The sequence below is a fragment of the Legionella sp. PATHC035 genome, assembly GCF_026191115.1.
Lineage (GTDB): Bacteria > Pseudomonadota > Gammaproteobacteria > Legionellales > Legionellaceae > Legionella.
This window is the reverse complement of sequence record NZ_JAPHOT010000001.1, coordinates 3,224,493-3,237,520: the sequence shown is the minus strand read 5'-3', so window position 1 is coordinate 3,237,520 and position 13,028 is coordinate 3,224,493. Positions and strand designations below refer to the sequence as shown.

The window sequence follows — 13,028 nt, the reverse complement described above, 5'->3', positions numbered from 1 at the left end:
TTTAACCTAAGAAAAAAGCATAACATCGCCAGTAATTTAGGCATTAGCAGCTCACTATAAGATTGCTACATTTATTTCATTTACTGCTAAAATATAGTCAATAAAATATTAACTAAAATAAAACATCATATATCTAGTCATTCAAATGAACATTGATCTCTGTATTAGGGCATCACCCAATACAAATTATGATGCTAGCATGGAGCGCTGATGAAAGAAATGGAAAAATTGAAGGCTATCAAACTAAATGTGGTCCTTTTAAAAAAAGGATTACAAATAAATGAACCCCATACCTTTATCTCTGACTATAACAAATACAATGAAATAGATTTTGATAAAAAAAATTTAACTGCAATCCTCTATAAAAAATTAGGAACAGCTAAACAAGCAGATTGGGTAAAAGATTTTAATAATAAAATTGGAGGCGTAGATTTATCACTAATTATGCCTACGAATCAAAGTCATGGAGTATCGTTATTTATTAAAATTAAATCTCGTATTTTTGCTTTAAATTGGGGAGTCATGGCTCGTCATAACATTATCCCAACCTGTATAGACAAAAAATTTGGAATTTATACAGTTAATAAATTAATTTGCGATAACACGGACACTAAGGTTAAAAGTGCCCAAAGCCGAGTACATGAGACTAATCCGCTGAATAAACAAAGACAATATGGCGCCACAGTTAGCAATGATCAATTATATATCTCGATGGAGGATAATGAGATTATCAGAGAAATAGTAGCTACAAATAAGGGATCAATGGATTTTCGTAGACTTATAGGTAAGTATAGTTCTCTTAATATTCAATTTCTTTTTAGATCTACAGAAATACCATGCTTACAACACTTACCTCAAAAACTTGAGAAATTATATGAAATTTATAAGTCAGTTAATCATGATGATATTAAAAAAATGTTCAAAGGTCTATGTCCAGTAGAAGATGGTTTCCTTCAAGAACTATTCGTTCAATTAGAACATAAATTAGTTTTGGGAGGACAAGATTTTTTCTTGTTTGAGCCCGAGATCGATTTTGATTTTAGCGAAGCCGAACGATTTAAATTCATATTAGCAAACTCTGAATTTGAGAGTGATGAGTTTTTTCTAAGCACATATTTAAAACTCAGAGTAAAACCTCAAAAAGCTGATCTCGAAAATGATATTGTTTGTATTCTTGATGAAGAAGGAAAGACAATAAAGCAATGGCCTATTATTGAATGCCTATACGGAGAAATTGAATTTAATGGATCTAACTATATTCTTTCACATGGTGAATGGTTTGAGATCGCAAAAGACAAATATGAAAGAATTAACAATAAAATAAACTCTATAATTGATAAAGAATTCATTGTTTCGGACTTAGTAAAAGAAAATACACATAATGAAATTGTAAAATTTCAACAAAGTAATCCAGGGAAAAAGATACCGAAAGAGCGAATCTTTAATAAATTACTATCAAAGGAACTAAATGGACATTTATTTGATGAAATCCATAAACAAATATATCTATATGAAGATAGATTTGAGGTTTGCGATGTTCTCTTACCCCAAGAAAAAAAGTTCATACATGTAAAGTTTAATTCAGGAGCCAATGCACTCAGTCATCTTTTTAATCAAGGTTTTGTATCTGCTCGAGCATACGCTAGCTTCCCAGAAAAATATGTTATTGCTGTAAATCATCATATTCAGGAAGCTGATAACCATATTGATCTATCTTATAAAAACAGTTTTATACATTATTTAATCATAAATGACAAAACTGTAGATAGACTGACTTTTTTTTCAAAAATGGTTTTGGAAGATAAAGTGAGAAATCTTGAAATAATCGGATTTAAAATTAAGTTATCCTGGATAAAATTATACGATAAATAATATGACACTTTAAAATTTTAGGATATTCTAAAAATTACTGCTAATTTGATGAATGTAGAGTTGTGCCTTTCAAGTTTCTAGAGAATAAAAAAACCAATACATTACACACGTATAATCCAGAGATAATTTCGATGTTACAACAAATCACCCTACCTATTTTTGGGGTAGAATTATTTATTTGATTTCTTTTGTATTACATTTTTAAATTCAATTACATCTCTACTAACAGCTTCCAATTTTGATTTTTGTTGATTCAATAGATCTAATTGATATTTCATACTGTTATTTATATCCATTAATTTATTCGAAATAATATTCTTTTTGTCATTAGATAGCATTTTTGTAGAGGGTTCACATATTTCCCCAAGCTCTTGTAAAGAATTTTTTAGCTGCTCTACAGTAATAGATAGCTTTTTATTAGATTCAAGAGCATCGTCTAACTGAGTTTGAAGATTATTTGCTTTTGCACTAAATTTTCCCAAAGCTCCCTCGTAGGACACTTGGTCAGATTTCCAAACAACATAAGTGTAAGCACCAGTCAAAGCTGTGAGCATTAATATGAACAACGCAATTGGAACAATCACTGCCCATAACATTCCATTAGTCATTTTATTAATAAGCTCTTTAAACATTGACTTTAGATCCTTTCAAATCTTCGACACATATTCGACACGTGAAATTTAAATTCTTAAACCCATTTGTAACCCATTGATTTTACAATGCCGCTGCGCAGAATCGAACTGCGGACCTTTTGATTACGAATCAACTGCTCTACCGACTGAGCTACAGCGGCTTAAGGAAAAGTATACTTAAGTTGAATGATGATGCAACTGTGCGTATCGTTTGAGACTAATATTTTTTTAAAAAAGCAATGGATTAGATTCTATTTCATGGGTTTGATCTTCTTTTGATATTCAAACTAAGGTTTGTCTTGTAATAATTTTTATTAATTTAGCGAAAAAATATTCAAAGAGATAAAAAATGATTTATAATGTCGTCCTAATTAATTTTTTCTATCCTTTTACTAAAAAATTTAGTGTAAATAGAAAAAATTTAGTTTTAAATTATTAAAGATGAATATAACATAGCGTCACCCAAAAACATGACAACCTGTGAGAAACAAACAGTCCGTGAAAAAGAGCAAGATAGCAATAGATAAACCCATTAAAGACAGTGGTTACAGCCGAAGATTGAAAGACCGCCATGTGCAACTTATAGCCTTGGGGGGAATTATCGGTTCGGGTTATTTTTTAGGCACGGGTGAAGTAATTAACCTGGTTGGTCCTGCTGTATTTTTAGCTTATATCCTGGGCGGATTGATTATTTTTCTAACCATGCTTTGCATGGGTGAGCTTGCGGTAGCAATTCCTATCTCAGGTTCCTTTGTTACCTATACTGCTGATTTTATTTCCCCATCCGTTGCTTGTGGCGTAGGATGGTCTTATTGGATCAGTTGGGTGGCGTACATCCCTGCCGAATGCGTTGCAGGGGGCATAATCATGGAGATGTTTACGGGGGTAAATGGTTATGTATGGGCTGTTTGCTTTGGTTTACTTATAACGTACATCAATCTTGCTAAAGTCGATACATTCGGGGAAATCGAATTTTGGCTTGCTTTAATCAAAATCTTAGCTTTATTAGGCTTTGTTATTTTAGCCATTCTAATTTTCCTTGGCCTCATCCATGGCCCAGAATCGGGTGGGTTTATTGGCTCCAAATACATCTTTGGTGATGGAGGTCTGCTTCCCAATGGGACCATGTCCTTATTGACCGCCATGGTTCTTTTGTTGGTCAACTACCAAGGTTCCGAAATTATTGGCCTTGCTGCTGGGGAATCAGAAAATCCGGCGCGTATGATCCCTCACGCCATTCGAAATGTAACGTTAAGAATTCTTTTTATCTACATCATCCCCGTATTTTGTCTGGTCTTAATTTTTCCTTGGCAAAAAGCAGGGTTATCCAACTCTGTATTTGCTGATGCACTAAACTTTTACAATCTAAAATGGGCTGGTGCTGTGACCAGCTTTGTGACCCTAAGTGCGACTTTATCTTGTGCTAATTCCGGATTTTATGGCACCGTGCGGGCATTAAATGCCTTGGCACGTGATGGTATGGCACCCCACACTTTTGCTAAATTCAATCATAATTCAGTACCCCAAAATGCGGTCATCGCAACCTTAATTTTCATCTGGATTCTTTTAGGTGTAGGCTACTTTTTTGGACAAACAAAACTTTATATCGCCCTACTTCTAGTATCCGGATTTACCGGCACATTGGCATGGATTTCTTTATGCACATCACAAATTCGCTTTAGAAATCGTCTATATCAAGCGGGATACACTACCGAAAACCTGCGCTATGTGACTCCCTATTCACCCTATACCGGCATTTTGGCAATTGTACTCATGCTCATTGCTTTGTTTTTCTTGGTATTGAATAAAGACCCCACCTATAAACTTGCTTTCTATATAGGCATGGTGAGCTTTATAGTTCCCATCATAATCTACAAGATTTTTGACTTATCGAAGAAAAGGAAAAAAGCGCTCCACGTTAAAACTCGTGTTAAGTTTCAGGATCTTTTTCCTCCAGTTTAAACGGTGGCTTGATGTGGTGAAGCACCTGTCTCTCACTTACATCTCGCTCAACGCCCCCCTAACGACTTATTCCCGGTTAACCCCGGGATTCGTGTTTTAAGGTTCTCTCCCGAATATCGAGAACAGCGCTGTGCTGGACTCGCTTTTCAGGGTGTAGAGAAGCTTAAAATGAAAGATGGCAGAGGCCAGGACAGCGTGTTCGTTTAGGGGGTTACCGCAAATCCAGCCCAAACTGGCAGTGAAATTCAAGAAGAAAACCCCTGCCCATAATTCAATATCTCTGAAGTAGGGATAGGCGTAGGCAGTGAATCACCTGGATAATTGGAAAAAAAGCTCATACCTTGAGTTGACATCATACTGGATAAAAAATTCAAGATTTCCGCAGGATTGTCGCGATGTTTTTTTATGGTTTGATAAATCTGATTTTCAAAATTGAGATTTTTTAAGCCCGTTAAAGTGTTCAGAATTTCTAATTTTTTAATAATTTTTTGCTCTTTCTTCATATCAAAATGACATGTTTTAATCAATTCAACAGCATCACTTATCCCCAATAAACTGCTTTCAAAGAGAAGTTTATTCACATAATGACCTTGGGGATGCCTGAAAATTCCGGACAATTCGCCCTTAGCCTCGAAACCAGCCAGTTTCATTCCTTCGGCTGTTTGACTATCTCCTTCTAAAAGTGCCACTTCTATCCGCTTAATCCCTTTATCAACTTGGTCTTTTTTAATACTCTTCAAAAAACTAGCCAGAGTTTCTGGGTGACCTAACGGTTCCATAATTAAAAAATCAATTTCTGCACTATGCTGCAAACGTTTGTATTGACTGTAGGGAGCAAGGTGGCACATACCGATGATTTCATCATTATGTTCATAAACGTATAAATCACCACTCCCCAGAAACTCGGAAAAATCAGAGAAATAATCTTCACTGGATTTTGCTTTAAGCCCAAGACTTTGCTGTTTCCTCTGATATAAGTCATAGCTCTTTTGAAAATCAACGCTTTTCGCTTTACGTAAATTGCAGTCAATACATTGATGTTGTGGTGAGTGAATTGAATCTAAAGGTTTTACTTGCGGTTTATTGATGAATTGCACCATGAAATGTTCTGCAACGAACCATTTGTCTTGATGCGTCCCTTCATAACGTCGAAACCAATCATCATAAATGGCTTCTAACTCAAATCCTGCCTTTTGATATATGTGCTGTGCTGCCGGGTTATCTCCCTCAACACTCAATTGGATACGTATAATTTGCGGTTGTTTTTTAATTTCCTCTATAATAGCGTTTAGCATAACTTGTGCATGTCCTTTACCACGGTACCGTTCACTGATCGCAAAGGAATTAATTTCCACCACATGCTGAGAATCCCCCGAAAAAGGGGTTAATCGACAAATACCAATAATATTTTGTTCATTATCTTCGTAAACATATAAAGTGCTTTTTTGTACCATATTTACAAAATCATTATCTAATTCATGCACAGAGCCATAGGCCATAAATGGATTAACACTGGTTTGCATGTAAATTGCTTTCCATGCAGCAAAATCTTCGGAGGTTGCTTTTCTTAACATATGAATTATCCAATTCAAAATTTGGAAAATATTTTAACACGAACCAACTTATGTGAGCCTTAATTGATCAGCCATGGTTAAAAAGTAAAATGTCTTTGTTTTCTCTTAGACCAAAATAATAAGACCTACATAGGAAATGCTGAGAAGAAAAATAAGCAACCGCAAAAAAACGATATCCTTACCGGCACCAATCATAGCTCAAAAAGGATAGATACTTGCTAGTAACGAAATAATGATGGCCCTTCAGGCTCAAAACTCAGGGCTCCGCGTGATTTACTAAGACTTCAAACTAATTTGTAACTAATGCAACTTTTCTCCATCAGGAACTTTGGGGTCGGTTGTTATGAGACATATCGCTCCATTGGCATCAGAGAATCCAACTAATAAAAATTGCGAAGTAAAGCCCGCTATATTTTTTTCACCTAAATTGACGCAGCCAACCACAGAGCGACCTAATAAGGTTTCTGGCGTATAGTGAACGGTAACTTGGGCAGAGGTTTGTAATATGCCGATGTCCTTACCGAAATCCACCCAAACCTTATAAGCAGGTTTCTTTGCACGAGGAAATTCTTCAACCTTAACCACCGTACCAGAGCGTAAATCTATTTTGGCAAAATCATCATAAGAAACAATCATCATCAACACCTCTTCTTCAACCAATGAATACAATAAAACAAACGATACGCATCAACCCATTAAGATATTGGCACTGCGCTGTTTGTATTTAATTCAGGAACTAAGCTTTTCAACAAAATGAATAACTCGTCATCCTGATTTTCTTCACATGCTGAATGCAACAAGCGCATTGTTTGGATTAGTTCGTCCCAATTTAGCTCTCGGAATTTTGCCTTAAATAATTTTTCATGTTCGGTTGGCGCCAATTGTTCTGATTCGTGGAACAGCTCTTCAAATAGCTTCTCTCCTGGACGTAATCCCGTGTATTCAATCATGATGTCCTTTCCAGGCTCCTTCCCTGCCAAACGAATCATTTGTTCTGCCAGGTAGCTGATTTTAACAGGTTCGCCCATATCCAAAACAAAAATTTCACCACCTTTTCCGTTAACCATGGCTTGCAAAATTAACTGGCATGCTTCCGGTATGGTCATAAAATATCGTTGCATATCAGGATGAGTGACTTTGATCGGGCCTCCGCTCAGTAATTGTTTTTGAAATAATGGCACGACACTTCCCGCTGAGCCCAAAACGTTTCCGAAACGGACCGTAATGAATTGAGTCTTAGACCTACCATCTAAGTTCTGACAATAGATTTCAGCCACACGCTTGGTAGTTCCCATAATATTGGTCGGATTGACTGCTTTGTCCGTGGAAATCAAAATAAATTTTCCAACATTTACCGATACACTAGCCTTAGCAACAACCTGGGTTCCGAGCACGTTGTTCATTACCGCAACACGTATTTGATTTTGCAAAAGCGGTACATGCTTATAAGCCGCAGCATGAAAAACGATTTCGGGTTGAAAATTCACAAAGAAATGATTTACTGCTACTTCATCAGTAACACTCATCAACATGAATTCTATAGAAATATCTGGAAAGTTTTGTTTTAATTCCAGTTCAATTTGATACAGATTGAATTCACAGTTTTCAATAATTGCCAAACTCTTGGGCTTAAGGGCTAAAATTTGTCGGCATAACTCTGATCCTATGGAGCCTCCCCCGCCAGTAACTAATACTCGTTTTCCAGCAATGCCTGCGGTTAACTTATCCCATTGCAAGTGGACTTGTTCCCTGCCCAACAGATCTTCTATGTTAACCGGTCTTAATGCATTAACCTCCACTCTTCCAGAAGCTAAAGCATTAAGGCTTGGAAGTGTGCTAAAAGGTGTTTTACTCTCTTCACAACACGTTACAATACGTCGCATTACTGAAGAGCTTGCTGAGGGAATCGCAATAAAAATCAAATCAATTGCATACTCGTTGACGCGCTGAGTAATTTGACTCGTAGTTCCTAAAACAGGTACTCCATGAACTTCCAACCCCCGTTTTGCCAGGTTATCATCAATAAAACCTACTGGAATATATTGCTTGGACCGCTTTAAATCGCGGGCAAGACTTTCACCAGCCATCCCCGCACCAATAATAAGCACTCGTTTCAATTCAACTGCTTTATTACTGCTAGCCTGCTTGTCCCAATAAATCCTCCGCAACATTCTGCAGCTGCACAAAATAGTAATTAAAATCATGCAATATAAGGGAAATACCGAACGGGGAACTTCGTGAAGCATTGAGACTAAATACAAAACAGGAATTCCCAAGATCGTAGCAGTCAACGTGGCCTTTAAAATTCTCACTACATCATTTAAAGAAAAAAAGCGCCATAAGCCACGGTATGTTTTAAAATAGAAAAAACAGGCAACCTGGATTGCTGTCAATAAGGTTAAACCAATAACTGAATGATTCGAAGTCACTATTTTGGGAAACGGCTGCATGTTATAACGCAACCAATATGCAGCATACCATGCTACCGGAATAGCGAGTAAATCACACAAAAGAACAGGTAATTTTTTATACAGTTTTTGCAAAAATACTGACATCTTTTGTATCATAGGAGAATCCTTCACTCATTTTTATTACTAGCGAAATAGTACACTATATTTCCGCATATATCATGTCAAAAAATAGAACCCACTGGAAAACCTTAGGTAAAAAGGGTACTTTATTGTTTGATTCTTATAAATAGCTAGCAAATTTCTGCCAGGACGATTAAACCTGTTTGCTGAATACGATCCCAAAATTGTTCTCAACGGCCTTTGGCTGATATCAACCCGCTCTTAAATACAGAATTGTTGAATTAGCCTGACTCTTCCACCCATCCCTGATTGGCAGAGGCGCTGTTTAATAAGAGTCTTGCAAGCTACATCGGCAACGAGTAACTCAGGGTGTTGTAAATTTTTCTAACACGGATCAAGTCAAACCAGGAAAATACAAACTGGGCGTGTTATAGACAATTTAGCAACCCGAAAACAGCTTTTTGTGTCAACACACTTTGTAACACATGCAAGAACATTGAGTAAAGCGCGCGAGCAAGTTAAATGGATGGTCAAAGAGGGATTCTCCCTCTGCAAATCATAGTTACTTGCATCGATGGTGTCTGTAGTGGTGAGAGCACACTGTTTATATCAGGGCTTGCTTTTGTGGTTTTTGGACTCACGCCGAGATGAGCATATGGCGCCGTTTTCGCCGAGCTTCTTCATCGACATGAAGTCAATTCGGTGAAATTTTGGGCTCTTGAAGATTATTATCTATCGTCATCTGCTCTTCAAGTTGCGATTTGAGATTGAGAAAATCTTTTGTTCTCACTATAAATAATTCCGTCATGGCAGCCAAATTGCAAGCAACGTGCGGCTGTGCTGCCTCCACCCAGCTGCCAATGGTCGCGGCTCCGGCTTTGAATATTGCAAAATCAACCGACAACTTAGAATCAACGCTAAACCAATTTTCCTTCTCTTTAGTAGTCCAATTATAGAATTGTCTCAATGACTTCTGCTGTGAGGTAAACTTGGGCACGGGATCAAATGGTTCATCAGAGCAGTATTCATCAATAATATGCATCGGCAGCAATTTTTGTGCCCCACCAACACACACTCGCCATTGATGATCATTGAAATAATTATTATTCCCTGGCGCATTCATCGAATCTACTAGCTTTTGCAGCTTTTTAATAATGATATTTGCAAAATCAAAATGTTTTTCAGTGATTTTTTTTTCATCAAGCCTATAAATTACTCCCTCTGAATCTACTTTGTTGTATTGAGAAAGCAATTGCAGTAATACCTGTTGACCTTGCTCATTTTCAGGGAGGCAATCGAGCATCATCGTCCACATATGTTTATCGAGCGCCCAAAGTGCATATTCAAAACCACTAATAAACTCAAACGTACGACCAGAGCAATCCGTTACTTGGTCCCTTTTAACCATTAAACGGTAGTCTTTCTTTAACATCTCTTTAACCGCATCATACTCCCCGCGCACTACGTGATGTATGAATTTTTGCACTGTTTTACGTTGTTCCAATAACGGTTCAAAAAAAGTGCTATACCCCTTTGATACCATGGACAATCTTATCAAATTAGGGGTAGTTAAATGAGATGCTGTTTCAATCGCCATATCTTTCGGCAATTGACCAAGAAATTCAAATTTGTTATCGATATCGTTCAAATTATTAGTGCTGGTTGATTCATAAGGGAAGTAATTATACCTGAATTAATTGAAAATTAAAAGTACAGAATGAATCAAAAAGATCCAAACAGAAAGAAGGCTCTTACCCTTATCATACACTAATGCAAGGTCACACCCGACAAAACTAGCTCTTTTTTGATGGAAAAATAATTTCATAAACTTCATAACGGTAAATCGAACCAGGACTACTACTCTCATAGGTTGTACTGAGTTTATAGGGATATTTGTCCAACCGTGTTTTCAAACAGGCGTCACTCGGTGTATAGATAATTTTTCCGTGTTTCGTAAGTGAAGTTAAAATGATAATTCGGGGCTTCTTTTGCCAAATTCGTTCACAAAAATCCTGATACATATCCTGGGAAGAATGGTGGGTCATTTCTAAATTATTAAGGCAATAGGAATCAATAAAGTTGAGCGGACTGGCATAAGGGATCAATCCACTGTCGCCCAAAACAACCCAATCCCCAGTAGAAGCATGGTTATTTAACCAATCTACCAGCTTCTTGCGTAACAATTCTCCTCGAACCGGATTTTGACTGAAATAGCGATAATCTGCCAAACTCATTTTGGGAATTAAAAGAAACAAAATGACCAAAGTACTCAAATAAAAAACTAATCTGAAAGTAGAATCCCTTTTTCGTCGGAAAGCATATACGAGGGTGCTAATTCCTTGAACTACTAAAGGAAGGAGCAAGGCAAAAGCAGGTAAAAAAAGCCGATTTTCAAAAGCTACAACAGGATCCGAATCGGCCAACATAATGAGATAGACAAGACTAGGCAGCCACAAAAAATAATGGCGTTTATCTTTAGCCTGAATACAAGCTGGCAAAGCGAAAAGAGCTAGAGGCCAAATCAATTTAAGGTAGTGGCGATCCAAAGCAAAAGTAAACGCTTGCGATAATCCCTTACAATACACTGAATTGGGAAATAGATATCCAAAATAAATGACACGCCAAAAAAAATAAGGGCCATAAAATAAAACCAGCGCAATACAAAAGAGCAAAACCCCAACTTGATAGCGCTTTATTTCCTCCTTTGGTCTATCCCAATAGATTAAAATAAAAAATAAAACCATGAATGCGGGTGCTTCTGGCCGCGTCATTCCAGCAAGTGCAAGCAAAATCCCTGCACCAATGAAATAAGCATTTATTGCGGCTCCGCGTGGGTTGGGTGCAAATCGATACCCTATACCTTTGAAACAACAATAGACGGTTCCGCATAAGAGAGCTTCGTATACCGTGGCTTCCAAACCACTGGTAGCCCATATAATTTGCCCTTTATAGAGTAACACCCCAAAACAAGGCAAAAGTGATTCACGTGGTGAAAACCAAAATCGACTGATTGAATAAATGAAATAGCAGGTCATAATAAGACCTATTAATCCTGCCATTTTTAAAACAACCACAGGATTACCTTTGAATAGAAGCGTTAAAGCCCCTAAGGCCACAAAGCTAAAATTGGAATAACCTTCTACAGGAGGAGCATGCAAATTCCATAAAAGCCCCTCTCCTGCAGCCCAATGTTTGGCATAACGTAATGAGATAAACATATCATCAATGGTAAAGGGCCAGATTGCTTGTATTTGTAGAACCAATAGATAAAAAAACAATACAATAAAAATGCTGTCATACCATTGAAACCCACGTTTCATTGGGCTAAAGCCATAAAGGTCAAGACGACAAAACACCAAAGATTAATTCGTGACAATCGATCACTTAAAAAAACAATAACAGGATCATCATTTTCAATATCTTGCGTTGCCAGCCAGCCAAAACGCCACAAGGCAATTGCTGCAAAGGGAACTGTTAACATAAAATAAAATGACTCATCACGAGCATAGATAATATAAAAAACATAGGTAATAAAACTGCTAAATCCTATTGCTACAATCAGCCAATGAAGGACTAAAGGATTATATTTCTTCAACACCTTGCGAGTAGCATGCTTTAATCCTAGTTGCATCTCCATTCGCCGTTTATTTAAAGCAATAAAGAGACTAAGTAAGGTTGCTGCTCCAATTAACCAGGTAGAAATCGGTAATCCAATACCCAAAGTTCCGGCTAATACACGCAGCATAAATCCTGCGGCGATACAAAGCACGTCAACGATAGGAATCAGCTTGAATAGATGGTTATAGGCGACATTAATTACTAAATAAATGCAAAGAATAATAGCCAGTTTCTTCGAAATCAGCCAGCCCAAAGTTAGTCCAGTCAATAGCAATAAAAACAACATGAAAATCGCTTCAGATACAGAAACTTTCTCACTTGCTAAAGGCCTATGTCGTTTGTGAGGATGCAAGCTGTCTTCGGATCTGTCTTCAATATCATTATAAACATAAACAGCACTTGAAATTAGGCAAAAAGCGAGAGAAGCCAGTAACGCCGGAATAAAATATCCAGGAGTAGGTGTATAACAAAACCCAAGCATCACAAAGACTGCTTTAGACCAGTGAGACACTCGAAGAAGCAGAAACAAATGTTTCAGCCTTTCCGTGAAACTCACATTTTTCACATCATTCATCGATTCACTCACCTTATCTATTCCTGTAAAATGCAGCCAGGGCGAAGTAACGCCTAAGCGCCCTTCACCCTGATCATAACAAAGGATCTCCGAACGTTACACGATACGCAGCGTGGAAAAACTTCGCTATGCGGGATGACGAGCCAATGTCCTTCACACCACATACAATAACTATAGTCATTAAGCTTAAAAGTATCATAATCCTGAAAAAATGCATCATTTCAATAGGTTAATTGGTAAATAAAATGAAAACTTTCAATATATT

At 37.2% G+C, this 13,028-nt stretch carries 9 protein-coding genes and 1 tRNA gene; 2 read left to right on the top strand and 8 right to left on the bottom strand.

The features are described 5' to 3' along the window. The first annotated feature begins 210 nt into the window (after nt 1-210). Nucleotides 211-1,872, top strand: coding sequence for a DUF6119 family protein (locus OQJ13_RS14210; RefSeq protein ID WP_265711486.1), 1,662 nt, complete (start codon nt 211-213; stop codon nt 1,870-1,872). A 170-nt stretch (nt 1,873-2,042) separates the two neighbouring features. Here OQJ13_RS14210 and OQJ13_RS14205 read toward each other — a convergent pair whose 3' ends face one another. Both OQJ13_RS14205 and OQJ13_RS14200 read right to left on the bottom strand, forming a co-directional pair. Next, nucleotides 2,043-2,504 (bottom strand): hypothetical protein, encoded by a 462-nt coding sequence (locus OQJ13_RS14205; protein WP_265711485.1) that lies wholly within the window; start codon nt 2,502-2,504, stop codon nt 2,043-2,045. Nucleotides 2,505-2,592: 88 nt separating this feature from the next. After that, nucleotides 2,593-2,665 (bottom strand) — tRNA-Thr (locus OQJ13_RS14200). Nucleotides 2,666-3,002: 337 nt separating this feature from the next. On the opposite strand from OQJ13_RS14200, the gene OQJ13_RS14195 reads away from it, so the two are divergent. Then, entirely contained in the window at nt 3,003-4,466 is a 1,464-nt protein-coding gene (locus OQJ13_RS14195) for an amino acid permease (protein ID WP_028382114.1), read from the top strand. 245 nt (nt 4,467-4,711) lie between these two features. On the opposite strand, the gene OQJ13_RS14190 is transcribed toward OQJ13_RS14195, so the two are convergent. From OQJ13_RS14190 to OQJ13_RS14165, 6 genes are all read right to left on the bottom strand, one after another. Beyond that, nucleotides 4,712-6,040 carry a GNAT family N-acetyltransferase gene (locus OQJ13_RS14190; RefSeq protein WP_265711484.1) on the bottom strand — a complete coding sequence of 443 codons (1,329 nt, stop codon included), beginning with the start codon at nt 6,038-6,040 and terminating at the stop codon, nt 4,712-4,714. Nucleotides 6,041-6,340: 300 nt separating this feature from the next. Next, nucleotides 6,341-6,676 (bottom strand): tRNA-binding protein, encoded by a 336-nt coding sequence (locus tag OQJ13_RS14185; protein WP_322783761.1) that lies wholly within the window; start codon nt 6,674-6,676, stop codon nt 6,341-6,343. Nucleotides 6,677-6,735: 59 nt separating this feature from the next. Next, nucleotides 6,736-8,607, bottom strand: a complete 1,872-nt coding sequence (locus OQJ13_RS14180) for a polysaccharide biosynthesis protein (protein ID WP_265711482.1) — start codon at nt 8,605-8,607, stop codon at nt 6,736-6,738. 658 nt (nt 8,608-9,265) lie between these two features. After that, nucleotides 9,266-10,219, bottom strand: a complete 954-nt coding sequence (locus OQJ13_RS14175; RefSeq protein ID WP_322783746.1) for an F-box protein — start codon at nt 10,217-10,219, stop codon at nt 9,266-9,268. Between the two features lie 145 nt (nt 10,220-10,364). Beyond that, nucleotides 10,365-11,891, bottom strand: a complete 1,527-nt coding sequence (locus OQJ13_RS14170) for a protein LphB (protein ID WP_265711481.1) — start codon at nt 11,889-11,891, stop codon at nt 10,365-10,367. Further along, nucleotides 11,888-12,763: a decaprenyl-phosphate phosphoribosyltransferase gene (locus OQJ13_RS14165; protein ID WP_265711480.1), complete on the bottom strand. Its 876-nt coding sequence runs from the start codon at nt 12,761-12,763 to the stop codon at nt 11,888-11,890. Before OQJ13_RS14165 ends, OQJ13_RS14170 begins: the two co-directional genes overlap by 4 nt. Nucleotides 12,764-13,028: the final 265 nt, after the last annotated feature.

Coding starts and splice junctions, on each gene's coding strand:
- OQJ13_RS14210 (WP_265711486.1), top strand. CDS start 211: ATGAAAGAAATGGAAAAATTGAAGGCTATCAAACTAAATGTGGTCCTT.
- OQJ13_RS14205 (WP_265711485.1), bottom strand. CDS start 2,504: ATGTTTAAAGAGCTTATTAATAAAATGACTAATGGAATGTTATGGGCA.
- OQJ13_RS14190 (WP_265711484.1), bottom strand. CDS start 6,040: ATGTTAAGAAAAGCAACCTCCGAAGATTTTGCTGCATGGAAAGCAATT.
- OQJ13_RS14185 (WP_322783761.1), bottom strand. CDS start 6,676: ATGATTGTTTCTTATGATGATTTTGCCAAAATAGATTTACGCTCTGGT.
- OQJ13_RS14180 (WP_265711482.1), bottom strand. CDS start 8,607: ATGATACAAAAGATGTCAGTATTTTTGCAAAAACTGTATAAAAAATTA.
- OQJ13_RS14170 (WP_265711481.1), bottom strand. CDS start 11,891: ATGAAACGTGGGTTTCAATGGTATGACAGCATTTTTATTGTATTGTTT.
- OQJ13_RS14165 (WP_265711480.1), bottom strand. CDS start 12,763: ATGAATGATGTGAAAAATGTGAGTTTCACGGAAAGGCTGAAACATTTG.